Source organism: Methylobacterium oryzae (assembly GCF_021398735.1).
Taxonomy (GTDB): Bacteria; Pseudomonadota; Alphaproteobacteria; order Rhizobiales; family Beijerinckiaceae; genus Methylobacterium.
In genome coordinates this window covers 1,906,701-1,933,656 of the sequence record NZ_CP090349.1, presented here as the reverse complement: position 1 = coordinate 1,933,656, position 26,956 = coordinate 1,906,701, and the positions used below count along the sequence as shown (strand labels likewise).

Below are 26,956 nucleotides of genomic sequence, written 5' to 3'. Positions count from 1 at the left end.
TGATGGACGGTCGAGGTCAGACCATTTTCGTGGCGGGCCATCGCGGCATGGTGGGCTCGGCGATCGTGCGTCGCCTGCGTGAGCTCGGTCACGAGCGGATCCTCACGGCCGACCGCCGAACCCTCGACCTCCTCGATCAGGCCGCGGTCCGGCGCTTCTTCGCCGAGAACCGCATCGACCAGGTCTACCTCGCCGCCGCGCGCGTCGGCGGCATCCACGCCAACAACACCTACCCGGCCGAGTTCATCCACGAGAACCTGCTGATCCAGTCGAACCTGATCGACGCCGCGCACACGCACGGCGTCGACCGGCTGCTGTTCCTGGGCTCGTCCTGCATCTACCCGAAGCACGCGCCCCAACCGATGCGCGAGGACGCCCTGCTGACCGGGCTGCTCGAGCCGACCAACGAGCCCTACGCGATCGCCAAGATCGCGGGGATCAAGATGTGCGAGAGCTACAACCGCCAGTATGGGCGCCGCTATCGCAGCGTGATGCCGACGAACCTCTACGGCCCGAACGACAACTTCCATCCCGAGAACGCCCACGTGCTGCCGGCGCTGATGCGCCGCTTCCACGAGGCGAAGCGGGAGGGTCTGGCGAAGGTCACGGTCTGGGGCACCGGCCGGGCGATGCGCGAGTTCCTGCACGTCGACGACATGGCGCGGGCCAGCGTCTACGTGATGGAGATGGACGACGCGGTCTACGCCGCGAACACGCGCCCCGACCTGTCGCACATCAACGTCGGGACGGGTGAGGACTGCACCATCCGTCAGCTCGCCGAGGCGCTCGCGCGGGTGATCGGCTACGCGGGCGAGCTGGCGTTCGACGCGACCAAGCCGGACGGCACGCCGCGCAAGCTGATGGACGTGTCGCGGCTGCGGGCGATGGGCTGGCGGCCGGAGATCGCCCTCGAGGACGGCCTGCGCCAGACCTACGGCTGGTTCCTGGAGAACCACGCGACGCTGCGGAGCTGAGTGGGCCCGCCGTCGCGCCGCCCGGCTCACCGACCATCGCACAGCCACCGGGCATCCGCCCGGCGAGGAGACGGACCATGGCCCACCGGCCGCCCGACGACAGCGCGGACGCGCGACGGCGGAAGTTCCTGCAGAGCTTCCAGAATTTCGACGCGAACAGCCGGTTTCCCGCGCCCTACGCGCAGTTCGCCGGGAAGCCGCTGACCGAGGCGTCCGGTCAGGGCTGGCGCTACGACGCCCTCGGGTATCGCAACGACGCGCACGCGGACGCGCGGCCGCCGTCCGAGACGCTGCGGGTCTTCGTCGTCGGCGACAGCACGCTGATCGACGGCCAGGTCTTCGCCGACACCGTGCCCGGACGCCTGGAGACCGGGCTGAAGCAGGCGCACGGGCCCGGCGCGCGGGTCTACAATTTCGGCGCGGTCTCGGCCTGTCTCAACCAGATGATCGCCCTGATCACGACGCGGCTGATGGACCTGCAGCCCGACGTCATCCTGGTCGTCGGCGGCGCGACCGACATCTTCCAGCCTTGGAGCTTCGATCCGCGGGCCGGCGTTCCCTACAATCACTTCGCGAACGAGAGCCTCTACGACTACTTCTTCGACCCGAGGAAATCCGCCGAGGACGCGGAGGACCTGTCGTATGACGGCCTGCAGGCGATGATCTTCAATCGCCTCGAGAACCTGCGCGCGCTCACGAACTGGCAGTCCGACATCTGGGAATGGGAGGGGGTGCGGCAGTTCGAGCTGGCGCTCAGGCGCCTCGCGCGGCTCGCGCCCGGGATCGGCGCGCCGGTCCGGTTCCTCCTGCAGCCGACGGTCGTCCGCAAGGGGACGCTCGCGGGCGCGGAGGCCGGCGCCGCGTCCGGCGCGTTCCTCGCCTATCTCGACCGCCAGTACGAGCGCTTCGAGAGTGTCCTCGGGCGGCTGGACACGGCCGACCGGGCCTTCGCGGCGCGGAACCTGAGCCGGCTGTTCGAGGCCGACACCCGCGCCCTGTTCACCGACATCGTCCACGTGACTTCGGAGGGGCGCCAAGTGATGGCCGACCGTCTCCAGGCGGAGGTGGTCGAGACGGTCGGGGCGGCGACGGCCGCCTGAGCCATGGCCGAACCGATCGTCTTCGTGGGCGACTCGATCACGGAGCTCTGGGGCTTCCACCGGGCCGGCACTTTCGAGGCCTACGACCTCATCCCCCGTGGCGGCTCCGGGCAGACGACGCGCTGGATCACCATGCGGTTCGCCCGCGACCTCGCGGAGACCGGCGCCCGGGGCGTGCATCTCCTGTGCGGCGTCAACGATATCGGCCGCAACGAGGGTGTCTTCGTCCCGGTCGAGGAGATCTGCCGCACGCTCGCCGGCATGCTCGACGAGGCCCGCGCCCTGGGCGTGAAGGCCTGGATCGGCTCGCTCACGCCGGTGGACGGCATCCCGTGGAACCCGGAGGTGCGGGACGCCCCCGCCATGATCGCGGCGGTCAACGCGTGGCTCCGTGACCACGCCCACGAGCACGGCGCGACGTTCATCGATTACCACGCCGTGCTGGTGTCCGAGTCCGGCGGGCTCCGGCCGGATTACGGGACGGACGGGCTCCACCTGAGCCCGGCCGGATACGCGGCGATCGAGCCGTTGATGCTCCGGGCGCTGGGGCGCATCCCGGATGCCCCATCCGCCCCTGCCCTGTCGGTGAACGGTGCGCCCGCGAACACGGCCCGGTCCGTCCGCGCGCGCCTCATCGGCGCCGCGGTGGCGGCGGCGGCCCTGTTGGCCGCCATCGCCGCCCTGGTCCTCGAACTCCGCTGATCAGACCCGGCGCACCGCGCCGTGCGCCGCGCTCGTCGTGAGCATGGCGTAGGCGCGCAGGGCCGTGCTCACCTTTCGCTTGCGCGGCTTCGCCGGCTGCCAGCCCGCCGCCTCCTGAGCGGCCCGCCGCTGGTCGAGCTCCGCCGTCTCGACATCGAGGTGGATGCGCCGGTTCGGGATGTCGATGGCGATCCGGTCGCCGTCCCGCACGAGGCCGATGAGGCCGCCCTCGGCCGCCTCGGGCGAGACGTGCCCGATGGACAGGCCCGACGACCCGCCGGAGAATCGTCCGTCGGTGACGAGGGCGCAGGCCTTACCCAGTCCCTTCGATTTCAGGTAGCTCGTCGGGTACAGCATCTCCTGCATGCCGGGGCCGCCGCGGGGGCCCTCGTAGCGGATCAGCACCACCTCGCCGGCCGTGACCTTGCCGTTGAGGATGCCGTCGACGGCCGCGTCCTGGCTCTCGAACACGCGGGCGGTGCCCGTGAAGGTCAGGATCGAGGCGTCGACGCCCGCGGTCTTCACGATGCAGCCCTGCTCGGCGAGATTGCCGTAGAGCACGGCGAGGCCGCCATCCTGCGAGTAGGCGTGCGCCGCGTCGCGGATGACGCCGCCCTCCCGGTCGAGGTCGAGTGCGTCGAAGCGCGATTCCTGGCTGAACGCCACCTGGGTCGGCACGCCGCCCGGGGCCGCGCGGTAGAAGGTCTGGACCGAGGCGGCCGGTTCGCCGCGCACGTCCCAGCGGGCGAGCGCCCCGCCGAGCGTTCCGGCCGAGACGTTGCCGACGCCGGTGTCGATCAGGCCGGCCCGGTCGAGCTCGCCCAGGATCCCCATGATGCCGCCCGCCCGGTGGACGTCCTCCATGTGGACGTTGGCCACCGCCGGGGCGACCTTGCACAGCACCGGCACCCGCCGGGACAGCCGGTCGATGTCGGCCATGGTGAAGGGCACCTCGCCTTCGTGGGCGGCGGCCAGCAGGTGCAACACCGTGTTGGTCGAGCCGCCCATGGCGATGTCGAGGGTCATGGCGTTCTCGAACGCCTGGAAGCTCGCGACCGCGCGCGGCAGCACGCTGGCGTCGTCCTGCTCGTAGTGGCGGCGGGCCAGATCGACGATCAGGTGGCCGGCCTCGACGAAGAGGCGCTTGCGGTCGGCGTGGGTGGCGAGCACCGAGCCGTTGCCCGGCAGCGCCAGACCCAGCGCCTCGGTGAGGCAGTTCATCGAGTTCGCCGTGAACATGCCCGAGCAGGAGCCGCAGGTCGGGCAGGCGGAGCGCTCGATGACGGCGACGTCCTCGTCGGAGATCCTGTCGTCGGCCGCCGCGATCATCGCGTCGACGAGGTCGACCTTCCTGGCGATGCCCGGCAGCTGGACCTTGCCGGCCTCCATCGGACCGCCCGAGACGAAGACGGTCGGGATGTTGAGGCGCAGCGTCGCCATCAGCATGCCGGGGGTGATCTTGTCGCAGTTCGAGATGCACACAATCGCGTCGGCGCAGTGCGCGTTGACCATGTACTCGACGGAATCGGCGATCAGCTCGCGGGACGGCAGCGAGTACAGCATCCCATCGTGGCCCATCGCGATCCCGTCATCGACCGCGATGGTGTTGAACTCCTTGGCGACGCCGCCGGCCGCCTCGATCTCCCGGGCGACGAGCTGGCCGAGGTCCTTGAGGTGAACGTGGCCCGGCACGAACTGCGTGAAAGAGTTCACCACCGCGATGATCGGCTTGCCGAAATCCGAATCCTTCATGCCGGTGGCGCGCCAGAGGCCGCGGGCACCGGCCATGTTGCGGCCGTGGGTGGTGGTGCGTGAGCGATAGGCAGGCATCGAGAGCTTCGACTGGTTCAAAGGTGAAGGGCTTCTGCGCCCGCGCCCGCGCATCCGCAAGCGTCGCCGCGAGGCCGGTACCCGTGGCATGCTTCTGGCTGATGGCAGGCGGGAGGGGCGGATCGCGATGACACAGGTGGATTTCCTCCGGCGCGCGATCGCGCAGGGTCAGGGCCAGGCCGAGGCCGATCTGGTCCTGAAGGGCGGCCGCTTCCTCGACCTCGTCACCGGCGACCTCGTCGCCTCCGACATCGCGATCTGCGGCGACCGGATCGTCGGGACCTTCGGGCAGTATCGCGGCGCCCGGGAGATCGACGCGTCCGGGAAGATCGTGGTGCCGGGCTTCATCGACACGCATTTCCACGTCGAGTCGTCGCTGATGCCGCCGCAGGAATACGAGCGGTGCGTCCTGCCGCACGGCGTCACCACCGGGATCTGCGACCCGCACGAGATGGCCAACGTGCTCGGCACCGACGCCTTCACGTGGTTCCTCAGATCCTCCGAGACGCTGGCGATGGATCTGCGGGTGCAGCTCTCGTCCTGCGTGCCGGCCACCGACCACCTGGAGACCTCGGGCGCCCGGATCGAGGCGCAGGATCTCCTGCCCTTCGCGACGCACCCGAAGGTGATCGGCCTCGCCGAGTTCATGAACTTCCCGGGTGTTCTGGCGGGCGACCCGGGCGTGCTGGACAAGCTCGCGGTCTTCCAGGGGCGGCACATCGACGGGCACGCGCCGCTCCTGCGCGGCCTCGGCCTCAATGGCTACATCGCGGCGGGCATCCGCACCGAGCACGAGGCGACATCGCCCGAGGAGGCCCGCGAGAAGCTGTCGAAGGGCATGACCGTGCTGATCCGCGAGGGCTCGGTGTGCAAGGACCTGCACGCCCTCGCGCCGATCCTGACCGAGCGGACGGCGCCGTTCCTGGCCTTCTGCACCGACGACCGGAATCCCCTCGACATCGCCGAGGAGGGGCACCTCGACTTCGTCATCCGCACGGCCATCGCCCTCGGCGTGCCGCCGCTGGCCGCCTACCGGGCGGCCTCCTGGTCGGCGGCCCACGCCTTCGGGCTGCACGACCGGGGCCTCGTCGCGCCCGGCCAGCGCGCCGACCTCGTGGTGCTCGACGATCTCGCCGCCTGTGCCGTGTCGCAAGTCCTCAGCGCGGGCCGGCCGGTGGGCGCGGCGCTCTTCGACGCGCGCGCGTCGATCGAGCCGATCGGCCGCCGGAGCGTGCGGGCGCGGCACGTGACGGCCGCCGACTTCGCCGCTCCGGGCTCCGGGCCGTCGACGCCGGTGATCGGCGTCGTGCCCGGCAAGATCATCACCCTGCGGCACGACCTGACCCTGCCCTATTCCGGCGGCGAGCGCCGGATCGACCTCGACCAGGACGTCATCAAGGTCGCGGTGGTCGAGCGCCACGGCCGGACACAGCCGGGCGCGCGCGGCGTCGGCGTCGCGTTCGTGAAGGGGTTCGGCCTCAAGCGCGGCGCCATCGCCTCGTCGGTCGGGCACGACAGCCACAACATCACGGTGGTCGGGGCGGACGACGCCGACATGGCCGTGGCGGTGAACCGCCTCGGCGCGATCGAGGGCGGCTTCGTGGTGGTCGAGGGCGGCCGGGTGCTGGCCGAGATCGCGCTGCCGATCGCCGGGCTCATGAGTCTCATGCCGTTCGACGCCATCCGCCGGTCGCTCGTAACCTTGCGCGACGCGGCGCGAAGCCTGGAGGTCGTCCTTCCCGAACCCTTCCTGCAGGTGGCCTTCCTGCCCCTGCCGGTGATCCCCCACCTGAAGATCACCGATCGTGGGCTCGTCGATGTCGACCGCTTCGCGCTGATCGATCCTTGAAATTAGATTGCGCGCAATCTAAGTGGACTGTGCGGAGGCGAGTCGGCGCCTACATGCCGGCGGCATCCCCAAACCGGAGAGTCCCATGCCCGTAGACGTGAAGTACCGTACCACCGCCACGGCCACCGGCGGCCGCGACGGCGCCGCCCGGACTGCCGACGGCAGCTTCGAGGTCAAGCTCTCGACCCCGAAGGAGCTCGGCGGCGCGGGTGGTCCGGGCGCGAACCCGGAGCAGCTCTTCGCGTCCGGCTACTCGGCCTGCTTCCTCGGCGCCATGAAGGCCGTCGCGCCGTCGCTGCAGCTGAAGGTTCCGGCCGAGACCACCGTGACCGCCGACGTCGGAATCGGCCCGCGTTCCGAGGGCGGCTTCGGCATCACCGCCGACCTGACCATCAGCCTCCCGGGCCTGGACCGCGTCGACGCGCAGAAGCTCGTCGACGCCGCCCATCAGGTCTGCCCGTACTCCAACGCGACCCGCGGCAACGTCAACGTCGGCCTGAAGCTGGCCTGATCCCCCCGGGGCCGGCCCGCGGACGCGTCCGCGGGCCGCTTTTTTCCCGCCCGCGGCGCGACGGCGGTGCCGATCCCGGCCTGATCTCGGATGCGGACCGAGCGTCCGCGGCCGCTCACCCGTCGGCCCGGGCCCGCATGCAGACCTGGCCCCCCGCGTCGAGGGTCACACCCTCGAACGCCGTCCCGGCGACCCGCCCGCAGATCCGAAACACCTGGTTCGCCGTCATCGGCGCGACGCCGCGATACGTGAACGTCCGCGGCACGCGTCCGAGGAGCGTCGCGGCGAGGTTCATCAGCAGCGTCGCCTGCATCGGGCCGTGCACGACGAGGTCGGCGTAGCCTTCCACCCGCGTCGCGTAGGGCTGGTCGTAGTGGAAGCGGTGGCCGTTGAATGTCATCGCCGAGTAGCGGAACAGCAGCGTCGGCGTCGCCGGCACCTCCCAGATCACCGCGTAGGATTCGGAACCGTCGCGCTCGGGCGCGGCGCCGCTTCCCGTCTGTGCGCCCGCCGCCTCGCGGTAGACGATATCCTGCCGGTCGCGGATCGCGACGCCCCGTTCTGTCGAGACCGTGTGGTCGACGGTGACGAAGCACAGGCTCCCGCTCCGCCCGCTCTTGAAGGCGACGTCCCGCACGGTCTCGGTGCGCGTGACCGTGTCCCCCGCGCGCAGGTCCGAGAGCGTCTCGATCTCGCCCCCCGCCCACATCCGCCGGGGCAGCGGCACCGGGGGCAGGAAGCCGCCCTTGGCGGCGTGGCCGTCGGGCCCGAGGGAGTCGGCCGTCGGCGTCTCGGGCGCGAGGCACCAGTGCAGGGCCGGCGGCGCGATCCCGTCGGCGACCGGCGCCAGGTGCGGCGCGAAGGTCGCGCGGAACTCGGCGAGGAGGCGCGGCGTGACGAGGTCGGACGCGTCCCGCGCGCGGCCGATCCAGGCGCTGAGATCGGTCATGTCAGTACGAGCGCGGCAGGCCGAGCACGTGCTCGGACAGGTAGGCGAGGATCAGGTTCGTGGAGATCGGCGCGACCTGATAGAGGCGCGTCTCGCGGAACTTGCGCTCCACGTCGTACTCCTCGGCGAATCCGAAGCCGCCGTGGGTCTGGATGCAGGCGTTCGCCGCCTCGAAGGACGCGTCGGCGGCGAGCATCTTGGCCATGTTGGCCTCGGCCCCGGGATTGGCCCCGCCCTCGTAGAGGGTCAGCGCCTCGCGGACCATCAGCTCGGCCGCGCGCATGTTCGCGTAGGCCTTCGCGATGGGGAACTGCACGCCCTGGTTGGCACCGATCGGCCGGCCGAAGACGGTCCGCTCGCCGGCATAGGCCCGGGCCCTGTCGATGAACCACTTGGCGTCGCCGACGCACTCGGCGGCGATCAGGATCCGCTCCGCGTTCATGCCGGACAGGATGTAGCGGAAGCCTTTGCCCTCCTCGCCGATGAGGTTCTGCGCCGGAACGCGGAGATTGTCGAAGAACACCTCCGTGGTGGCGTGGTTCATCATCGTGCGGATCGGCCGGATCGTCAGGCCGTTGCCCTTGGCCGCGCGCATGTCGACGAGCAGCACCGACAGCCCGTCCGTGCGCTTCATGCCCTCGGCCCGCGGCGTGGTGCGGGCGAGGAGCAGCATCAGGTCCGAATGCTCGGCGCGGCTGGTCCAGATCTTCTGGCCGTTGACGACGTAGTGGTCGCCCTCCAGGCGGGCCGTCGTCTTCAGGCTGCCGGTATCGGTGCCGGAGGTCGGCTCGGTCACGCCGAAGGCTTGGAGCCGCAGGCGGCCCTCCGCGATGCCCGGCAGGTACTCGGCCTTCTGCGCCTCCGAGCCGTGCCGCAGCAGCGTGCCCATCGTGTACATCTGGGCGTGGCAGGCGCCGCCGTTGCAGCCCGCCCGCTGCACCTCCTCGAGGATCGCGGCGGCCGCCGAGAGCGGCAGGCCGGAGCCGCCGTACGCCTCGGGAATCAGCACCGACAGGTAGCCGCTCTCGGTCAGCGCGTTCACGAATTCAATCGGGTAGGCCATCTCCCGGTCGAGGGCCCGCCAGTACGGTCCCGGGAAGCCGGCGCAGAGCTTGGCGACCGCCTCGCGGATCTCGGTATAGGCTTCCATCGGGGGCTCCTCAGGCCGTGCGGCCGCCGTCGACGGGGAGATCGACGCCGGTGATGAACGCCGCCTCGTCGGAGGCGAGGAACAGGGCGGCGGCGGCGATGTCGCTCGCCTCCGACAGGCGCCCGAGCGGGATCGTGGCGATGAAGCGGTCGCGGTTCTCGGGCGTGTCGAGGACGCCCATGAAGTGCTCGAGGAGCCCCGTGGCGCCCATGACCGGGCAGAGGGCGTTCACACGGATCTTCCAGGGCGCCAGCTCCAGGGCCAGCGACTTCGAGGCGAGGCTCGCCGCGCCCTTGGAGGCGTTGTACCACGTCAGACCCGGGCGCGGCCGCAGCGCCGCCGTCGAGCTGACGTTGAGGATCGCGCCGCCGCCCGCGTCGCGCATCAGCGGGGCGACTTCCCGGACGTAGTGGAAGATCGACTTCACGTTGACCCGGAAGACCCGGTCGAAATCCTCCTCCGTCACCTCCATCAGCGGCTTGTTGCGGTGGGTGGTGCCGGCGTTGTTGACGAGAATGCTCGGCACGCCGAAGCGCTGCCGCGTCTCGGCGACGCTGGCGGCGACGTCAGCGGCCAGCCCGACATCGGCGGCGATCGCGATGGCGTTGTCGCCGAGCGCCGCCGCGACGCGCCCGGCCGCCGCGCCGTCGATGTCCACGCAGGCCACCTTGGCGCCCTCCGCGGCGAAGCGCTGGGCGATCCCGGCCCCGAAGCCGCTGCCGGCCCCCGTCACGAGCGCGATCTTGCCGTCCAGTCTCATCGTCTCCTCCCGTCCATTCCGATGCGCTGTCAGATCACTGTCCTCGAGCCCGGGGCGCGAATTCCGCGCGGATCCGCGCCCCGTGCTCGTCGATGGCCGGGACCGGTCCGAGGGCGCGGACCGCGCCGTCGATCAGCACCGGCGGCGCCACGATCCGGGCCGGCCCCGAAGGCGTCCGGACCTCCGCGCGGATCAGCGCGGGGTGCGTGGCGAGGTCCGCCAGCGTGTTGACGAAACCGTAGGCGGTGCCCGCCGCCTTCAGCCGGGCGGCGGCCGCGTCGCGGGTCAGCCGCACCAGCGCGGCGCCGATGCGCAGGTCGACCGCGGCGCGGTTGGCCACACGGGCGTTGTTGGACGCGAAGCCCTCGGCCCGGGCGAGCTCCGGCTCCCGGAGCACGCCGGCGCAGAAATTCGCCCACTCGCGCTCGTTCTGGATCGAGATCAGCACGAGGCTGCCGTCGGCCGTGGGGAAGGCGCCGTAGGGACAGATCGACGGGTGCGCGAGGCCAACCCGCTGGGGCGCCTTGCCGGTCCCCTCGAAGTAGAGCAGCGGCACGTTCATCCAGTCGGCGGCGCCGCTGAACAGGCTGACCTCCAGGGCGCAGCCCTGCCCGGTGATCCCGCGGGCGATCAGCGCCTCGAGGACCGCGGCGTGGGCGTCCATCCCGCAGGCGACGTCGCAGACGGAGACGCCGACGCGGCCGGGCCCCGCCGGGTGGCCGGTGATCCCGGTGAGCCCGCTCTCGGCCTGGACCAGCAGGTCGTAGGCCTTCATGTCGCTGTAGGCGTTGCCGGCGCCGTAGCCGGAGATGTCGACGGTGATCAGCCGGGGGTAGCGCGCGCGCAGCTCCGCCGAGCCGAAGCCCGCCCGGGCCGCCGCGCCGGGGGCGAGGTTCTGCACGAACACGTCGGCCTGAGCGAGGATCGCGTGCAGCAGGCGGGCGTCGGCCGGATCCTTGATGTCGGCGACGAGGCTCTCCTTGCCGCGGTTGAGCCAGACGAAGTAGCTCGCCAGCCCATTGACCGCCGCATCGTAGCCGCGGGCGAAATCCCCCTCCGGCCGCTCGATCTTGATGACCCGGGCCCCGGCATCGGCGAGCCGCGAGGTGCAGTAGGGCGCGGCGACGGCCTGCTCCAGGGCGAGCACGGTCAGCCCTCGCAGCGGCAGGTTCTGGCTCATCCGCATCCTTCGGCTTCCCGCGGTCTCAGAGGGCCGGTGCCGCATGAACTGGAACGGCGAGAAGCCCCGCCAAGCGGGCCGCGGTGACAGGGCTGCCCGGCCATTGGCTTCGGGACGTCGCTTTCGCCGCGCTCAGCGTCTTTGCGAGCGGAGCGAAGCAATCCAGGGAAGCGCGACGTCGGCGAGCGCGGCGTATCTGGATCGCTTCGCTCCGCTCGCAGAGACGGCGGTCGGCCTCACTCCGCCGCGCGCAGCGTTGGCGGGCCGCGGACCTCCTCCAGCGGCTCGGGGTCATCGAGCGCCCCGTCCACCGCCCGCGGCTTGTCGCGGAACGAGAAGCGGTGCGCCAGCCGGTCGAGGTAGATGTAGATCACCGGCGTGGTGAACAGCGTCAGCACCTGGCTGACCGCGAGGCCGCCCACCATGGCGTAGCCCAAGGGCTGCCGGATTTCCGAGCCGGTCCCGGTGGCGACCATCAGCGGGATGCCGCCGAGCAGGGCCGCCATCGTGGTCATGAGGATCGGCCGGAAGCGCAGCAGCGCGGCTTTCCGGATCGCAACCTCGGGCGAGAGGCCCTCCTCCCGCTCGGCGACGATGGCGAAGTCGACCAGCATGATGCCGTTCTTCTTCACGATGCCGATGAGGAGGATGATGCCGATCAGCGCGATCAGGCTGAAGTCGAACCCCGCCCACATCAGCACCGCCAGGGCGCCGACGCCGGCCGAGGGCAGCGTCGACAGGATGGTGATCGGGTGGATGAAACTCTCGTAGAGGATGCCGAGGATCAGGTAGACCACGAACAGGGCCGCCAGGATCAGCAGCGGCACCGTCGAGAGCGATTGCTGGAAGGCCTGGGCGGTGCCCTGGAAGCCGCTCACCACGGTCGGCGGGACCTGCAGCTCTCGCATCGCCCGGCCGATCGCCTCCGTGGCCTGCCCGAGGGCGACGTCGGGGGCGAGGTTGAAGCTGATCGTCACCGCCGGGAACTGCCCCTGGTGGTTCACGGCCAGCGGCGCCACCGGAACCGTCGTCCAGCGGGCGAAGGCCGCGAGCGGCACCTGCCCGCCGCCGATCGGCGCCTTGATGTAGATCTTGTCGAGGCTCTCGACGCTGCCCTGCAGCGCCGGCAGAACCTCCAGGACGACGTGGTAGCTGTTGAGCTGCGTGAAGTACTGCGCGATCTGGCGCTGGCCGAACGCGTCGTAGAGCGTGTCGTCGATGAGCTGGGGCGTGATGCCGTAGCGCGAGGCGGCGTCGCGGTCGATCGACAGCGTCAGCGTCGTGCCGCGGGTCTGCTGGTCGGTGGCGACGTCGCGCAGCTCCGGCAGCGTCTTCATCTTGTCGAGGATGCGCGGCGCCCAGGTGTTCAGCTCGGCGAGGTCCGGGTCCTGAAGGGTGTACTCGAACTGCGTCCGCGAGGTGCGGCCGCCGGTGCGCACGTCCTGGGTCGCCTGGATGAAGGTCCGGATGCCCTCGACGCGCTCCAGCTTGGGGCGCAGCCGGCCGATCACCTGGAAGGCGTTGACGTCGCGCTCGTCGCGGGGCTTCAGCGTGATGTACATGCGCCCGGAGTTGAGCGCTTGGCCGTTGCCGCCGAGCGACATGCCGACGGTGGCGACCGCGGGATCGGCCTGGACGATCGCGCCGACCTTCTCCTGCAGCGCCTTCATCGCCGAGAAGGAGATGTCCTGCGACGCCTCGGTGACGCCGATCATGAAACCGGTGTCCTGCTGCGGGAAGAAGCCCTTCGGGATGGCGACGAACAGGTAGCCGGTCAGCGCCAGCGTGGCGAAGAAGACCAGCAGCGTGACGCGGCGGAAGCGCAGCGCGACGTCGAGGGCGTCGGCGTAGACCGCCAGCAGCCAGTCGAAGGCGGCCTCGCTCATGCGGTAGAGGCGGCCGTGGCGCTCGGCGTCGTGGGCCTTCAGCAGCCGCGAGGCCATCATCGGGGTCAGCGTCAGAGACACGAAGGCCGAGACCGCGATGGTCATCGACAGCACCACGGCGAACTCGCGGAACAGCCTTCCGATGATGCCGCCCATCAGCAGGAGCGGGATCAGCACGGCGATCAGCGACACCGAGATCGACACGATGGTGAAGCCGATCTCGCCCGCGCCCTTGAAGGCGGCCTCCATGGGCCGCATCCCCTCCTCGACGTAGCGGCTGATGTTCTCCAGCACGACGATGGCGTCGTCGACCACGAAGCCGACCGAGATGGTGAGCGCCATCAGCGAGAGGTTGTCGAGGGTGTAGCCCGCCATCCACATCAGCGCGCAGGCGCCGAGTAGCGCGAGCGGCACGGTCACGCTCGGGATCACGGTCGCCCAGAAGCTGCGCAGGAAGACAAAGATCACCCCGACGACCAGCGCGATCGTCAGCAGCAGGGTGAACTGCACGTCCTCGACCGAGGCGCGGATGGTCTGCGTGCGGTCGCTCAGGATGCCGACCTTGATGGCGGCCGGCAGTGTGGCGGTCAGGCGGGGCAGCTGGGCCTTGATGCTGTCGACCGTGTCGATGACGTTGGCGCCGGGCTGCTTGAACACGACCAGGAAGATGCCGCGCTTGCCGTTGGTCCAGCCTGCCTGCTTGGTGTCCTCGGGGCCGGCGACCGCCTGTCCGATGTCGCGGACGCGCAGCGGCGCGCCGTCGCGATAGGCGACGATGACGTCGTTCCAGTTGTGCGCCGCGGTGAGCTGGTCGTTGGCGTAGATGGTGTAGCTGTGGCTGCCGCCGTCGATGCTGCCCTTCGGGTTGTTGACCGTGGTGAGGGTGAGCTGCGCGCGCACGTCCTCCAGCGACAGGCCCTTGGCCACGAGCTTGGCCGGGTCGATCTGGATCCGCACGGCGGGCTTCTGCTGGCCGCCGATGAAGACCTGCGCGACGCCCGAGATCTGGCTGATCCGCTGGGCGAGCTGGACGTCGACCGCGTCGTCGACGTCGATCAGCGGCATGCTGTCGGAGGTGGCCGAGAGCAGCAGGATCGGCGAATCGGCCGGATTGACCTTGCGGTAGGTCGGCGGGGTCGGGAGGTTCTTCGGGAGCTGGCCGCTGGCGGCATTGATCGCCGCCTGGATGTCGCTCGCGGCGCCGTCGATGTTGCGGTTGAGGTCGAACTGGACCGTGACCGTCGAGATCCCGAGGGAGCTCGTCGAGGTCATCTGCGACACGCCGGGAATCTGCGAGAACTGCCGCTCGAGGGGCTGCGCCACCGACGAGGCCATCGTCTCCGGGCTGGCCCCGGGGAGCTGCGCGGTCACCTGGATGGTCGGGAAATCCACCTGCGGCAGCGGCGCGACGCCCAGCAGCGGATAGGCCACGATCCCGAGGAACAGGATGCCGACCATGATCAGCGTGGTCGCCACCGGGAACCGGATGAACGGTGCCGAGATGCCGCCCTTCATGGCCGGGCCCCGCGCGGGGACGCGCCCGCCGTGAGGCGTCCGGCGCGCGTCACTGGACCGCCTCCGCCTGCGCGGTGTGGGCCGCGTGCGGATCGGCCACGAGGCTGCCGTCCTGCACCTTGTACTGGCCGGCGACGATCACCCGCTCGCCGGGCCGGAGGTCGCCGCTGAGAACGCGCGTCCGCCCCGAATCCGAGCGGCCCGCCTTCAGCGCGCGCTGATGCGCCCGGCTGGCATCGTCCACCACGAAGGCGAACAGCCCGTCGGGCCCGTGCTGGATCGCGTCGTCCGGCACCGTCGTGGCGACCGCGACCGTGCCGACCCGCATCTTGGTCGAGACCGACAGGCCCGGCCACAGCGCGTGGTTCTTGTTCTCGTAGACGGCCTTGAGGCGGATCGTGCCCGTCGCGGTGTCGACCTGATTGTTGAACAGGGCGAGCTTGCCGTCGGCGAGCTTGGTCAGCCCGTCCGACGTCCAGGCCTCCACCGGCACGTCACCGGCCTTGAGGGCCGCGGTGATGGCGGGCAGCTGATCCTCCGGGGCCGTGAACACCACGAAGATCGGCTCGACCTGGGTGATCGTCACGATCGGGGTCTGGCCGGCCGCGTTGACGATGTTGCCGATATCGACCTGCCGGAAGCCCGTGACGCCGTCGATGGGCGCGCGGATCGTGGCGTAGCCGAGCTGCGTCGTGGCGTTGTCGATGGCCGCCTGGTCGGACGCCACCTGCGCGGTGAGCTGGGCGACCAGGGCCGTCTGCGTCTCGGTCTGCTGCCGGGAGGCGAAGGCGCCCAGCCCGGTGTAGCGGACGAGGTCCGCCTTCGCGTTGCCGAGGTTGGCCGTGTCCTGCTCCTTCTTGGCCTTCGCCTGATCCAGCGCCGCCTGGTAGGGCCGCGGGTCGATCTGCACGAGCACGTCGCCCTTGCGGACGGTCTGACCCTCGCGGAACGCGACCTGCTGGATCTCGCCGTCGACGCGCGTGCGCACCTGAACGGTGTTGTACGCTTGGACGGTGCCGAGGCCGTTCGACACGAGGGCGAACGGCCCCTGCTCGACCGTGCCGAGGGTGACGGGCACCGGCAGCGGGGCCGCCGCCCGGGACTTCACCGCGGGCTGATTCAGGCGCGTGTAGCCGTAGGCGCCGCCGCCCGCGACGGCGAGCAGCAGGAGGATCAGGCCGGCCGCGCCCGAGCGCTTCTTCGCCGGTTTGGTCGCGGCGCGGCGCGCGTCGCCGTGGCTCCGGTCCGTGACCGTCTCGTCCGCGCGAGACCCGTCGCGGTCGTGCACGTCCTCACTCAGCATGCGCCGCTATCCGCCCGTTGATCCGACCGCTTCGCGGACCGGGATAATTTTGCATTCAATAGCATACAATGGCCGCGCCGGACATCGCGGCGCTCCCCGGATCGCGGCAATGTTCCGTGAGCGGAAAGCGTGCTACCGCCGCCGAGAGTGGGCCGCGCCGCGGGGCCGGACGCCCCGCGCGGACGACAGGCGCCCGGCGTGCCCGCGCGGGATGGCCGCCGACGCCGCGCCGAGGATGTGAGACCGGGACGCCGCATGGCCTCGACCCTGGAACTGGACGGCCTGAACGAACTGCGCGACGCGCTGATCGAGGAGCGGCAGGTCATCGTCGCGTCGGTGCGCAAGCTGCGCGACGCGCGGCGGCAGAAGGGCACCTTCGTGCTGGGCGACGGCGCGGATGCCGGGCCGCGGCTGGTCGCCGTGCAGGAGCAGATCGTGGTGGTCGAATCCATCATCGCCGCGCTGACGCGATCCCGGGCCTGAGGTGCTCGCGGTCCGATCGGACGCACCCGTGCGGCGCCCGGGCCCTGGCCGATACCGGTCGGGATTGTCACAGTTCGGTGTCCGAGATGTTTCTGAGCGCTCGCGGCGTGCGCGGCCCCGTGCGGACACTGTTCGAGGCGGCGGGCGGCGTGGCCGGTCGCGTATTCATCGATTATCGTCAATAGATTATTGAATTCATGTCCGGGCAGGCGCCGAAACAGCGGCTCCGGATGCAATTCGGTCCAGCCGGATCATCGCCCCGGTCGATCGACCGCCGTCAGCCTCCCCATCCTCGCCGATCTACGATCCGGTGTTCGGTTTGCCGGCGATGGATTGCGCCGCGCGTGACGATCCCGTCGGCTTGTACAGGATCTGCTCAACTTTCGGGCTGGACGATCGCGATCCTGTCCTGTTAGCGGACCGCACCTCAAGGCGCGGAACCTCGAACATGGACGCCTTCGATCACGCCAATATCGCGCGCGATGCCGACGAAACCGTCGATTCGCCTCTCGCGGATGAGCTCGTCGTGCTGTGGCGGGCGCTCGCCGCGGACCGGCGCGCCCAGGACGAGCGGACCGCGCGCCTGCGCGCCATGCGCCTCATCGGCGGCGAGGACGGCGCCGACTGATCACGCGGTCTCCGGCGCGCCGCCCGGCAGCCGGCTCGCCAGCACGAAGCCGACCGCCATCGCCATGGCCTCGGCCTGGGCGATCAGCGTCGGCTCGCCGGCCTCGCGCGCCGCCTGCAGCAACTCGATCGCGTGCCGGCCGAGGCGCAGGTCCACATCGTCGCCGGCCGGGACCCCCTCCGGAAACCCGTGATTCTGGCTTCGGTCAGTCATTGGCGTGCGTGGGTCTCGAAGCTGTGGGCAGGGGCCTGAAAGGCGCCGAGGCCGCGATCCAGGATTGCGTGTCGGTGACGTCGCCGAACACCCGCATCACCGCGCTCACCGACCGGTGGATCTCGTCGGCGGAGATCCCGTCGAGGTCGTGGCTCGCGGAAGCGTCGGACAGGAAGGTCACGTCCTGGCCGCGGTGGAAGCCGTCGACCGCCGTCGCGAGGCAGGACGACTCGCCGGCGAAGCCCGCGATGACGAGCGGCGGCGATCCCCGCTCCATCGCGTCCGCGAAGGCGGGGCTGGCGTAGCAGGACGGGCGGTCCCGGTCGAAGATCATGTCGCAGCCGTGCGGCTCGAACCCTTCGATCCAGCGGACGAAGCGGCTGCCCGCCTGGAACAGCGGCGCGCCGATCCAGCGGACGTAGACCACCTGCATGCCGCTCGCGCGGGCATGCGCGAGGGCGCGCCGGCAGTTGGAGAGCGCGGGCTCGATCCCCGCCAGGGCGAGCGGGCGGCCCGCGATCTCGTATTCCTGCTGCATGTCCACCAGGACCAGGGCCGGGACGCTGCGCGGCCGGCGATACAGCGCCGGGTTGATCGGCCGGTTCATCGCGCGGCCACCGCCCGGTCGACGGACGGGCGGGTCACGGCGCGGCTCCGCGAGCGGTCGAGGGCGCCCGCCCGATGCCAGCGCCCCTCCGGCCGGATGATGACGTAGGGGTCGGCGCCGAGGCCGATCGCCTGCGGGTGCGGCTCCGCCTCCATCAGCATCTCGACGTAGTCGAAATCCGAGAAGACCAGCTCCTGCGCGCCCTCGAAGACCCGGAAGCCGAAGCGGCTCCAGAAGCCGACGAGGCGCTTCTGGGCGTGGCCGTAGAGCCGCCGGTAGCCCTTGACCCGGGCCAGCTCGATCCCGGCGCGGACCAGCGCGAAGGACAGGCGCGTGTTGCGGAACTCCGCTCGGACCGCGAGGCGCTCGATCTTGGCGAAATCCGCGAAGAACCGGATGCGCAGGCAGCCCGCCGGCTCGTCGCCGACATAGCCGATCAGGTGCGTCGCCGAGAGGTCGTTGCCGTCGAACTCCTCCTCGTACGGGCAGGCCTGCTCCGCCATGTAGACGGCGGCCCGCAGGGCGATCACGCGGGACAGGTCCTCCATGTTCCGCGCGACCGCGACGCTGATGCCGGTCCCGCCGGTCCGGTGGGTGTCGTACGGGGGCGCCGTCTCCGCCTTCGGTGCGCGGGCGAAATGGTACAGAGCACCGCGGGCGGAGGTCTGCGCCGTGAAGCCGAGGGTCGTCAGGAGGTCGGCCCCCTCTGGGGTGGCGGCGCGGGCGTAGAAGTCGACGCCCCGGTAGGTCGGGCTCGACAGACGGTCGAAGACGAGGCCGACGCCGCCGGAGAGGCGCCGCCGCGCGTAGACGGCCCAGACGTAGATGCCCGCCGGACGTTCGTGCTGGCCGGCCAGCAGCGCGGCGGGCGGGTCGGACGCGTCGAGCGTCCCGGCCTTGAGCGCCGCCAGTCCGTCGGCGTTCAGCATCAGGCAGGCCACGAACCCCTCGCCCCGCGGATCCGCGGCGTCGAACCGGTGGCGCTGGGCGATCGCCAGGACGCTGTCGGGATTGATCGACATCACCCGCTGGACGGTGCGCAGGGGCGCGAGATCGGGCAGATCCGCGCGCGCCGCCGCGATCAGCCGCGCCAGATCGTCCGGGGTCGGCGTGAAGATGACGAGGTGCCGGGCAATTCGGCCGACCTCGAGCGCATTCAGCGCGTGCCGCGGCTCGGGAGAGACTAGCGCTGTACCGAGTTGATCGGCGTCCTTGGCCACGAACTGCGCGCGAGCAATGTGCACCGTCATCGGATGACCTGTCATTCGGGTACGGATTGACGGTTAAGCACTTCGCATCTAGCGCTCTGGCTGTATGTGCAAAATTTGAAACAGGGGTGTTCCGTCGATGGAACAGGCGGAGGCGATCCGGGACCCGATGCCCGACTGGCAGAGCATCCGGGTCTTCCTGGCGCTCCAGCGGTCCGGCAGCTTCCGCTCGGCGGCGACGAAGCTCGGCCTGTCGGTGAACTCGGTGCGGCGCCGGATCGACGATCTCGAGGCGCTGATCGGCGCGCCGCTGCTGACCCGCCACGTCGACGGCATCCGCCTCACCGCCGAGGGCCACGCGATCCTCGAGGCCGCCGGCCGCATGGAGGCGGCCGCCTTCAGCCTCGTGCGCACCGGCGAGGGCGCGCCCTTCGCCGAGACCGGCGAGGTGCGGATCGCCGTGACGGAGGGGCTGGGCGCCTTCTGGCTCGCGCCGCGGCTCGTCGAGTTCCAGCGCGCCAACCCGCGCCTGACAGTCGACCTGCGCTGCGCGATGGAATCCGCCGACGTCCTGCGGCTGGAGGCCGACGTCGCGATCCAGCTGACGCGGCCGACCAGCCCGGACCTGCGCATCGTCAAGCTCGGCCGGATCCACATGGTGCCCTACGCCGCGCGGAGCTACGAGGAGACCTACGGGCTCCCGGCGCGCCCCGAAGACCTGGAGCGCCACCGGATCGTGGTGCAGGACGGCGGCCAGACCGTCGCCCTCGAGGATTACGTGCGCACGGTGCCGGGCTTCCCCGCGAAGGTCCCGATCACCCTGAAGATCAACGTCAGCAGCGCGTATTACTGGGCCATCGCCAAGGGGGCCGGGATCGGCCTGCTGCCGACCTATGCCAGCGCGATCGGCGCCCAGGTCGTCCCGGTCGACAATCTCGGCCGCTTCAGCGTCGACATCTGGCTGACCTATCACCCGGACGCCGAGCGGATCACCCGCGTGCGGCGGACGATCGACTGGCTGCGGGCCTCCTTCGATCCGAAGCGCTATCCCTGGTTCCGCGACGAGTTCATCCATCCCCGCGACCTGCCGGGTGCGGTGAAGGGCGCGGCCCTCCCCGACCTGTTCGCCGGCTTCATCGCCATGACGCCGTGACGCCTCCCTGATTCAGGCGGCCCGCGACGGCCGCTGGTCCGGGTTCTGCAACGGCCGACGCCCGCCCTTGACCGCGCCGCGCGCATGATCCTTGCTCCGGCCGCCGCGACGACGAGGTTGCCCGTGCTGCTGACGCCCCGTGAGAAGGACAAGTTGCTCATCGCCATGGCGGCGCAGGTGGCGCGCAACCGCCTCGCCCGCGGCGTGAAGCTCAACCATCCGGAATCGGTGGCGCTGATCACCGACTTCGTGGTCGAGGGCGCCCGGGACGGCCGCACCGTGGCCGACCTGATGCAGGCCGGCGCCTCCGTGCTGACCGCCGATCAGGTCATGGAGGGCGTGCCCGAGATGATCCACGACATCCAGGTGGAGGCGACCTTCCCGGACGGCACCAAGCTCGTCACCGTGCATCACCCGATTCGGGGCGCGGCCTCGTCCGACATCCCCGGCGCGGTGACGACGCTGCCCGGCGAGATCGTGTTCAACCCCGGCGCCGAGCGGACCGTGATCGAGGTCGCCAATGTCGGGGACCGGCCGATTCAGGTCGGCTCGCACTATCACTTCTTCGAGGTCAATCCGGGCCTCGTGTTCCCGCGGGAGCAGGCCCGCGGCAAGCGCCTCGACATCGCGCCGGGCACCGCCGTGCGGTTCGAGCCGGGATCGACGCGGGAAGTGGCGCTGGTGCCGCTCTCCGGCGGGCGCACCGTCTACGGGTTCCGCGGCGACGTGATGGGCAAGCTCTGACCATGGCCAACACGCCCAAGCCCGCCAGCCTGCCGCGCTCGGCCTACGCCGACATGTTCGGCCCGACCGTCGGCGACCGCATCAGGCTCGCGGACACGAGCCTGGAGATCACGGTCGAGCGCGACTTCACCACCTACGGCGAGGAGGTGAAGTTCGGCGGCGGCAAGGTCATCCGCGACGGCATGGGCCAGAGCCAGGCCACCAACGCCGACGGCGCCGTCGACACGGTGATCACCAACGCGGTGGTCCTCGACCACTGGGGCATCGTGAAGTGCGATGTCGGCATCGTGCGCGGCCGGATCTTCCGGCTCGGCAAGGCCGGCAACCCGGATGTGCAGCCGGGGGTCGACATCGTGGTCGGGCCGGGCACCGAGGTCATCGCCGGCGAGGGCAAGATCCTGACGGCGGGCGGCTTCGACAGCCACATCCACTTCATCTGCCCGCAGCAGATCGAGGAGGCGCTCTGCTCGGGGGTCACCACGATGCTCGGCGGCGGCACCGGCCCGGCGCACGGCACCTTCGCCACCACCTGCACGCCGGGCCCCTGGCACATCGCCCGGATGATCGAGGCGGCGGATTCCTTCCCGATGAACCTCGCCTTCGCCGGGAAGGGCAACGCGTCCCGTCCGGAGAGCCTCGTCGAGATGGTGCGGGCGGGTGCCTGCGCGCTGAAGCTGCACGAGGACTGGGGCACCACGCCCGCGGCGATCGATACCTGCCTGTCGGTGGCGGACGCCCACGACATCCAGGTCATGATCCACACCGACACGCTCAACGAATCGGGCTTCGTCGAGGACACGATCGCGGCCTTCAAGGGCCGGACCATCCACGCCTTCCACACCGAGGGCGCGGGCGGCGGCCACGCGCCGGACATCATCAAGGTGGCCGGGCTGCCGAACGTGCTGCCGTCGTCCACCAACCCGACGCGGCCCTACACGTGGAACACGATCGACGAGCATCTCGACATGCTCATGGTGTGCCACCACCTCGACCCGTCGATCCCCGAGGATCTCGCCTTCGCGGAGAGCCGGATCCGGCGCGAGACCATCGCGGCCGAGGACATCCTGCACGACATCGGCGCGCTCTCGATGATGTCCTCCGACAGCCAGGCGATGGGCCGGGTCGGCGAGGTCATCATCCGCACGTGGCAGACCGCCGACAAGATGAAGCGCCAGCGGGGCGCCCTGCCGGGCGACGCGTCCGGCACCGACAACCTGCGCGCGCGCCGCTACGTCGCCAAGTACACGATCAACCCGGCCATCGCGCACGGCATCTCCCGGCACATCGGCTCGGTGGAGCCCGGCAAGCTCGCCGACCTCGTGCTGTGGACGCCGGCCTTCTTCGGCGTGAAGCCCGACCTCGTGCTGAAGGGCGGCAGCATCGCGGCCGCGCCCATGGGCGACCCGAACGCCTCGATCCCGACGCCGCAGCCGGTGCATTACCGGCCGATGTTCGGCGCCTACGGCCGGGCGCCCTTCGCCACCGCCCTCACCTTCGTCTCGCGGGCGGCGGTGGAGGACGGCCTGCGGGAGCGGCTGGGCGTGCAGAAGGAGCTGGTCGCCGTTGAGAACGTCCGCGGCGGCATCTCGAAGAAGAGCATGGTGCTGAACGACGCCACGCCGGTCATCGAGGTCGATCCGGAGACCTACGACGTGCGCGCCGACGGCGAGCTGCTGGTCTGCGAGCCGGCCGAGGTGCTGCCGATGGCGCAGCGCTACTTCCTGTTCTGAGATAGGATGGGCTCGGTGGCAGGAGAGCCGCGATGACGAAGATCGCCCAGCTTCCGGCGAGGGACGACCTCTACACGACCGATCTCTGCCTCTGGACCGAGGAGCAGGCAGCCCTGCTCCGGGCCGGGCGCTGGCCGGATCTGGACCGCGCCAACGTCGCCGAGGAGATCGAGAGCTTGGGCGGATCCCAGAAAGCCGAGATCCGGAGCCGTCTCGCCATCCTGCTGCTGCACCTGCTGAAGTGGGAATTCCAGCCGGAGAAGCGGAAGTACGGCTGGCGCGCGACCATCCTCGAGCAGCGCATCCGGATCGATGACCTGATCGACATGAGCCCCAGCCTCCAGTCCTGGCCGGATGCGGTGCTCGCGAAGGCCTATTCCGTCGCTGTCCTCGGGGCCGCGAGCGAGACGGGCTTGCCCGGATCCGTCTTTCCGAAATCCTGTCCCTACGCGATCGAGCAGATCCGTGAGCTCGGCTTCTATCCGGGCACGCCGGAGACGGACGTTGTCTGACCGCGCCCGAGTATCCAGCCCGATCCGTCAACCATGATCCGCGCCACCCGCATCCTCCGCCGCGACGCCCTGTCAGGTGGCGAGATCGTCGACCGCGTCGTCCTCGATCACGGCGACCGCCACCGCCGCCGCGTCGCCATGCGCGGCGCCGGGGGACTGAGCTTCCTGCTGGACCTTCCGGAGCCGACCGTGCTGGAGGACGGCGACGCCCTGGTCCTGCAGGACGGACGCCTCGTCTGGGTCGAGGCCGCGCCGGAGCGCCTGCTCGAGATCCGGGCCGCCGGCGATCACGCCCTCAAGCGCCTGATCTGGCACATCGGCAACCGGCACATCGCCGCCGAGATCGGCCCGGACGCGGTCTGGATCGCGCACGACCACGTCCTCGCCGAGATGGTCCGGGGCCTCGGCGGCACCGCCGAGCCGGTGGTGCGCCCGTTCCGGCCCGAGGGCGGCGCCTATTCCGGCGGCCACGGGCACGACCACGGGCACGACCACCCGCATGGCGGCCACCAGCACCACCATGCCGCGGGCTGACGCCCTGGAGGCGCTGCGCCTGATGGCGTGGCTGTCGCCCGGCTACCCGGTCGGGGCCTACGCCTACTCGCACGGGCTCGAATGGGCGGTCGAAGCGGGCGACGTCCGCGACGAGGCGAGCCTGACCGCGTGGCTCCGGGACGTCTGCGAGCGCGGCGCCCTGCGCAACGACCTGATCCTGGCCGCCCACGCCCACGCGGCGGCGCTGTCCGCGGACGGCGCCGCGCTGGTCGCCGTCAACGACCTCGCCCTGGCCCTGGCGCCGTCGCGCGAGCTGCACCTGGAGACGAGCCAGCAGGGCCGCAGCTTCCTCGACGCGACGCGCGGCGCGTGGCCCTGCGACGCCCTCGACGCCCTGGCCGGCAATCTGCCGGGGCCGGTCGCCTACCCGGTCGCGGTCGGCCTCGCGGCCGGCGCGCACCGCATGGATCCGGGCCCCGTGCTCGCCGCCTACGGCCTCGCCTTCCTGCAGAACCTCGTCTCCGCGGCCCTTCGGGCGGCGCCCGTGGGTCAGGCCGCCGGCACGCGGGTCGTGGCCGCCCTCGCGCCGCGCCTCGCCGGGCTCGCCGAGGCGGCCACCGCGGCGGATCTCGACGCGCTCGGTGCCGCCACCTTCCGCCTGGATCTCGGCTCCTTCCGCCATGAGACCCAGTATTCCCGCATCTTCCGATCCTGAGCCCGCAGCATGACCTCCACGAACGGCCCCCTCCGCGTCGGCATCGGCGGACCTGTCGGTTCCGGCAAGACCGCCCTGATGGAGCAGCTCTGCAAGCGCTTCCGCGACCGCTACGAGATCTGCGCCATCACCAACGACATCTACACGAAGGAGGACGCGCGGATCCTCACCGTCGCGGGCGCCCTGCCGGAGGAGCGCATCCTCGGCGTCGAGACCGGGGGATGCCCGCACACGGCGATCCGGGAGGATGCCTCGATCAATCTCGCCGCCGTCGCCGAGATGAGCCGGCGCTTCCCGAAGCTCGACCTCGTGCTGATCGAGTCCGGCGGCGACAACCTCGCGGCGACGTTCTCGCCGGAACTCGCAGACATCACGCTCTACGTGATCGACGTCGCCGGCGGCGAGAAGATCCCCCGCAAGGGCGGTCCGGGCATCACCCGGTCCGACCTGCTGATCGTCAACAAGACGGATCTCGCGCCGCTCGTCGGCGCCGACCTGTCGGTGATGGAATCCGACACGCAGCGGATGCGCGGCACCCGGCCGTACGTGTTCGCGTCCCTGCGCGAGGGCGCGGGCGCGGACGCGGTGGCGCGTTTCGTGGAGGAGGCGGGCGGCCTGGGCCGCTGAGTCGACGCGCCGGTCCGGGCGACCGGCGCGTCACGTTTCCTAGCGGCCGGCCTCGGCCGAGCGCGCGCGGACCGACGACCTGCTCGGGGTGCCCATGAGCGCGTCCAGGCGGCTCATCCGCGCGTTGAAATCGTTCAGGACGGTCTGGCGCGCCTTGATCGCGGCGCTGGGCTGCGCCTTGGCGGGGGTGTGCCGCGGGCGGGCCTCCGCTTGGACCGCCGGAACGGCGAGGAGCGCGGCCAGCGCCGCGAAGGTCAGAGTGCGGGTCATCGTGAAATCCTTCGGCGCCCGCCGTGTCGGACGGCGCGACGCTGCGCTGAGGATATGCGCGCCCGGAGCGCGGCCGCGTGCGCGAGCGCACAGCACGCAGACGTGATCGGGATGAGCGCCGTTGGGCCATCGCGGCGTTGACAGCGGTCCGTGACTGATTCAACCCGCGATATCGGGGCCTTCTGAACGGTATCGCGCATGCGAAATCTGCGGTGGCTGGCCGCCCTTCCCTTCCTCGGCATCCTGGTCGGCCCGTTCTTCCTGAACCGGGTCGAGCCCTTCGTGTTCGGCTTGCCGCTGCTCCTCGCCTGGCTGGTGTTCTGCGTGATCGGAACCTCGATCCTGATGGGGGTGATCTACCTGACCGACCCTCAGAACCGCGCGCCGGAGGATCCCCGATGAGCATCGCGCTCGTTATCGTGGCCGCCGGCTTCGCGCTGGCGATCGGCCTCGGACTCTACGCGCGGGTCGGCCGCGAGATGGGGCTGGAGCAGTGGACCGTCGGCGGCCGCGGCTTCGGCACCGCCCTGGTCTTCCTGCTGATGGCCGGGGAGATCTACACGACCTTCACGTTCCTCGGCGGCTCCGGCATCGCCTACGGCAAGGGCGGCCCCGCCTACTACATCCTCTGCTACCTGACGCTCGCCTACGTGACCTCGTACTGGTTGCTGCCGCCGGTCTGGCGCTACGCCAAGCAGCACAACCTCTACACGCAGCCCGACTTCTTCGCGCGCAAGTACGGCAGCCGCGCGCTCGGCATGCTGGTGGCGCTCGTGGGGATCGTCGCCCTCGTTCCCTACCTCGTGCTGCAGTTCAAGGGCCTCGGGATCATCGTCTCGACGGCGTCCTACGGCGCGATCTCGTCGACGACCGCGGTCTGGATCGGCGCGGCCGCGCTCACCGCCTACGTCGTGGTGTCGGGCGTGCACGGCTCCGCCTGGACGGCCGTGATCAAGGACACCAGCATCCTGTTCGTGGTGGTGTTCCTCGGGATCTACCTGCCGGTCCACTATTACGGCGGCTACGAGGGCCTGTTCACGGCGATCGAGGCGGCGAAGCCCGGCTTCCTGGCCCTGCCCGACCGCGGCCAGAGCCCGACCTGGTTCACCACCACGGTCCTGCTGACCGCGCTCGGCGGCTACATGTGGCCCCACACCTTCGCGTCGCTCTACACGGCGCGGGAGCCGGGCGCCTTCCGCCGAAACGCCGTGATCCTGCCGATCTACCAGCTGATCAACCTGTTCGTGTTCGTGATCGGCTTCACCGCCGTGATGCAGGTGCCGGGGCTGACGGGGCCCGACGTCGACCTCTCGCTGTTCAAGCTCTCCCTCGCGACCTTCCCGCCCTGGGTCATCGGGCTGATCGGCGCCACGGGGGTGCTGACCGCCCTCGTCCCGGGCTCCATGATCCTGATCGCGGGCGTCACGCTGGTGGCGAACAACCTCGTCCGGCCGCTGCGCCCCGGCATGGACGACGCCGCGACCGCGCGGCTGTGCAAGATCCTCGTGCCGGTGCTGGCGCTGGTCTGCGTCGGCTTCACCCTGTCGGGCGGCGACACGATCGTGCAGCTCTTGCTCATGGGCTACAACTTCGTGACGCAGCTCTTCCCCTGCTTCATCACCAGCCTGATGCGCCGCAATCCCCTCGACCGCCGCGCCGCCATCGCCGGGATCGTCGCGGGCGTGGCCACCGTGGCGGCGACCGTCCTCTCCGGGTTCAGCTTGGCGAAGCTGCCGCTCCTGGGACCGCTCCAGGACGTGAATGTCGGCATCGTGGCGCTGGTGGTGAACGTCGTCGTGACGGTCGCCGTGGCGCAGATGGTGCGCGCGGGCGCGACCGCCGCGCAGGCCGCGGAGTGATGC

The 26,956-nt window shown here is 70.8% G+C and carries 27 protein-coding genes; 16 read left to right on the top strand and 11 right to left on the bottom strand.

The annotated features are described in order from the left end of the window. Window positions 1–2 precede the first annotated feature (2 nt). The 3 genes from fcl (at window position 3) to LXM90_RS09255 (ending at window position 2,776) form a co-directional block, all read left to right on the top strand. Window positions 3–974 carry a GDP-L-fucose synthase gene (gene fcl / locus LXM90_RS09265; RefSeq protein WP_042669513.1) on the top strand — a complete coding sequence of 324 codons (972 nt, stop codon included), beginning with the start codon at window positions 3–5 and terminating at the stop codon, window positions 972–974. 77 nt (window positions 975–1,051) lie between these two features. Next, window positions 1,052–2,074, top strand: coding sequence for a lipase (locus LXM90_RS09260; protein WP_042669512.1), 1,023 nt, complete (start codon window positions 1,052–1,054; stop codon window positions 2,072–2,074). A 3-nt stretch (window positions 2,075–2,077) separates the two neighbouring features. Further along, window positions 2,078–2,776 carry a GDSL-type esterase/lipase family protein gene (locus LXM90_RS09255; protein WP_234082463.1) on the top strand — a complete coding sequence of 233 codons (699 nt, stop codon included), beginning with the start codon at window positions 2,078–2,080 and terminating at the stop codon, window positions 2,774–2,776. Here the strand turns inward: LXM90_RS09255 and ilvD are convergent, their stop codons facing one another. Beyond that, a complete protein-coding gene (gene ilvD / locus LXM90_RS09250; protein ID WP_234082462.1) occupies window positions 2,777–4,606 on the bottom strand; it encodes a dihydroxy-acid dehydratase in 1,830 nt (609 codons plus the stop codon). A gap of 127 nt (window positions 4,607–4,733) precedes the next feature. Here ilvD and ade point away from each other — a divergent pair, with 127 nt between their 5' ends. After that, entirely contained in the window at window positions 4,734–6,455 is a 1,722-nt protein-coding gene (gene ade / locus LXM90_RS09245; protein WP_103984782.1) for an adenine deaminase, read from the top strand. Window positions 6,456–6,540: 85 nt separating this feature from the next. Continuing rightward, entirely contained in the window at window positions 6,541–6,966 is a 426-nt protein-coding gene (locus tag LXM90_RS09240; RefSeq protein WP_234082460.1) for an organic hydroperoxide resistance protein, read from the top strand. 115 nt (window positions 6,967–7,081) lie between these two features. Here LXM90_RS09240 and LXM90_RS09235 read toward each other — a convergent pair whose 3' ends face one another. From LXM90_RS09235 to LXM90_RS09210, 6 genes are all read right to left on the bottom strand, one after another. Beyond that, window positions 7,082–7,915, bottom strand: coding sequence for an FAS1-like dehydratase domain-containing protein (locus tag LXM90_RS09235; RefSeq protein WP_042669502.1), 834 nt, complete (start codon window positions 7,913–7,915; stop codon window positions 7,082–7,084). Between the two features lies 1 nt (window position 7,916). After that, window positions 7,917–9,065, bottom strand: a complete 1,149-nt coding sequence (locus LXM90_RS09230; protein WP_042669501.1) for an acyl-CoA dehydrogenase family protein — start codon at window positions 9,063–9,065, stop codon at window positions 7,917–7,919. 10 nt (window positions 9,066–9,075) lie between these two features. Further along, window positions 9,076–9,825: an SDR family oxidoreductase gene (locus LXM90_RS09225; RefSeq protein WP_020091954.1), complete on the bottom strand. Its 750-nt coding sequence runs from the start codon at window positions 9,823–9,825 to the stop codon at window positions 9,076–9,078. A 34-nt stretch (window positions 9,826–9,859) separates the two neighbouring features. Continuing rightward, the gene (locus LXM90_RS09220) at window positions 9,860–11,005 is read right to left on the bottom strand and encodes a CaiB/BaiF CoA transferase family protein (protein WP_234082457.1); all 1,146 of its coding nucleotides are present in this window, start codon (window positions 11,003–11,005) and stop codon (window positions 9,860–9,862) included. A gap of 236 nt (window positions 11,006–11,241) precedes the next feature. Then, the gene (locus LXM90_RS09215; RefSeq protein ID WP_234082454.1) at window positions 11,242–14,406 is read right to left on the bottom strand and encodes an efflux RND transporter permease subunit; all 3,165 of its coding nucleotides are present in this window, start codon (window positions 14,404–14,406) and stop codon (window positions 11,242–11,244) included. 49 nt (window positions 14,407–14,455) lie between these two features. Next, on the bottom strand, window positions 14,456–15,709 hold the full coding sequence (locus LXM90_RS09210) for an efflux RND transporter periplasmic adaptor subunit (RefSeq protein WP_234082450.1): 1,254 nt from the start codon (window positions 15,707–15,709) through the stop codon (window positions 14,456–14,458). Window positions 15,710–15,964: 255 nt separating this feature from the next. Between LXM90_RS09210 and LXM90_RS09205 the strand changes: the two genes are divergently transcribed. Both LXM90_RS09205 and LXM90_RS09200 read left to right on the top strand, forming a co-directional pair. Next, window positions 15,965–16,192 (top strand): hypothetical protein, encoded by a 228-nt coding sequence (locus LXM90_RS09205; protein WP_042673504.1) that lies wholly within the window; start codon window positions 15,965–15,967, stop codon window positions 16,190–16,192. 448 nt (window positions 16,193–16,640) lie between these two features. Then, window positions 16,641–16,820 carry a hypothetical protein gene (locus tag LXM90_RS09200; protein ID WP_042673505.1) on the top strand — a complete coding sequence of 60 codons (180 nt, stop codon included), beginning with the start codon at window positions 16,641–16,643 and terminating at the stop codon, window positions 16,818–16,820. Here the strand turns inward: LXM90_RS09200 and LXM90_RS09195 are convergent, their stop codons facing one another. Genes LXM90_RS09195 through LXM90_RS31995 form a run of 3 tightly spaced genes read right to left on the bottom strand, consistent with a single transcriptional unit; the run spans window position 16,821 to window position 18,890 of the window. After that, on the bottom strand, window positions 16,821–17,033 hold the full coding sequence (locus LXM90_RS09195) for a hypothetical protein (protein ID WP_234082447.1): 213 nt from the start codon (window positions 17,031–17,033) through the stop codon (window positions 16,821–16,823). Then, window positions 17,026–17,640 (bottom strand): cysteine hydrolase family protein, encoded by a 615-nt coding sequence (locus LXM90_RS09190; protein ID WP_020091947.1) that lies wholly within the window; start codon window positions 17,638–17,640, stop codon window positions 17,026–17,028. Before LXM90_RS09190 ends, LXM90_RS09195 begins: the two co-directional genes overlap by 8 nt. Beyond that, complete coding sequence (locus LXM90_RS31995) at window positions 17,637–18,890, bottom strand: GNAT family N-acetyltransferase (RefSeq protein ID WP_326491896.1); 1,254 nt, start codon at window positions 18,888–18,890, stop codon at window positions 17,637–17,639. Before LXM90_RS31995 ends, LXM90_RS09190 begins: the two co-directional genes overlap by 4 nt. A 97-nt stretch (window positions 18,891–18,987) precedes the next feature. Between LXM90_RS31995 and LXM90_RS09180 the strand changes: the two genes are divergently transcribed. From LXM90_RS09180 to ureG, 7 genes are all read left to right on the top strand, one after another. Continuing rightward, window positions 18,988–20,001 carry a LysR family transcriptional regulator gene (locus tag LXM90_RS09180; RefSeq protein WP_020091945.1) on the top strand — a complete coding sequence of 338 codons (1,014 nt, stop codon included), beginning with the start codon at window positions 18,988–18,990 and terminating at the stop codon, window positions 19,999–20,001. 123 nt (window positions 20,002–20,124) lie between these two features. Beyond that, entirely contained in the window at window positions 20,125–20,745 is a 621-nt protein-coding gene (locus tag LXM90_RS09175) for an urease subunit gamma (protein ID WP_020091944.1), read from the top strand. A gap of 2 nt (window positions 20,746–20,747) precedes the next feature. Continuing rightward, window positions 20,748–22,475 (top strand): urease subunit alpha, encoded by a 1,728-nt coding sequence (gene ureC / locus LXM90_RS09170; RefSeq protein WP_020091943.1) that lies wholly within the window; start codon window positions 20,748–20,750, stop codon window positions 22,473–22,475. Window positions 22,476–22,507: 32 nt separating this feature from the next. Continuing rightward, window positions 22,508–22,987 carry a DUF29 domain-containing protein gene (locus LXM90_RS09165; RefSeq protein ID WP_020091942.1) on the top strand — a complete coding sequence of 160 codons (480 nt, stop codon included), beginning with the start codon at window positions 22,508–22,510 and terminating at the stop codon, window positions 22,985–22,987. Window positions 22,988–23,020: 33 nt separating this feature from the next. After that, entirely contained in the window at window positions 23,021–23,521 is a 501-nt protein-coding gene (locus LXM90_RS09160; protein ID WP_020091941.1) for an urease accessory protein UreE, read from the top strand. Continuing rightward, window positions 23,487–24,197 carry an urease accessory protein UreF gene (locus LXM90_RS09155; RefSeq protein WP_020091940.1) on the top strand — a complete coding sequence of 237 codons (711 nt, stop codon included), beginning with the start codon at window positions 23,487–23,489 and terminating at the stop codon, window positions 24,195–24,197. The genes LXM90_RS09160 and LXM90_RS09155 overlap by 35 nt, the downstream gene beginning before the upstream one ends. 9 nt (window positions 24,198–24,206) lie before the next feature. Further along, window positions 24,207–24,824 carry an urease accessory protein UreG gene (ureG, locus tag LXM90_RS09150; protein ID WP_020091939.1) on the top strand — a complete coding sequence of 206 codons (618 nt, stop codon included), beginning with the start codon at window positions 24,207–24,209 and terminating at the stop codon, window positions 24,822–24,824. A gap of 39 nt (window positions 24,825–24,863) precedes the next feature. Here ureG and LXM90_RS09145 read toward each other — a convergent pair whose 3' ends face one another. After that, window positions 24,864–25,094: a hypothetical protein gene (locus LXM90_RS09145; protein WP_020091938.1), complete on the bottom strand. Its 231-nt coding sequence runs from the start codon at window positions 25,092–25,094 to the stop codon at window positions 24,864–24,866. 198 nt (window positions 25,095–25,292) lie between these two features. On the opposite strand from LXM90_RS09145, the gene LXM90_RS09140 reads away from it, so the two are divergent. Both LXM90_RS09140 and LXM90_RS09135 read left to right on the top strand, forming a co-directional pair. Continuing rightward, entirely contained in the window at window positions 25,293–25,496 is a 204-nt protein-coding gene (locus tag LXM90_RS09140; protein WP_234082445.1) for a DUF3311 domain-containing protein, read from the top strand. Continuing rightward, a complete protein-coding gene (locus LXM90_RS09135; protein ID WP_020091936.1) occupies window positions 25,493–26,953 on the top strand; it encodes a sodium:solute symporter family protein in 1,461 nt (486 codons plus the stop codon). The genes LXM90_RS09140 and LXM90_RS09135 overlap by 4 nt, the downstream gene beginning before the upstream one ends. Window positions 26,954–26,956: the final 3 nt, after the last annotated feature.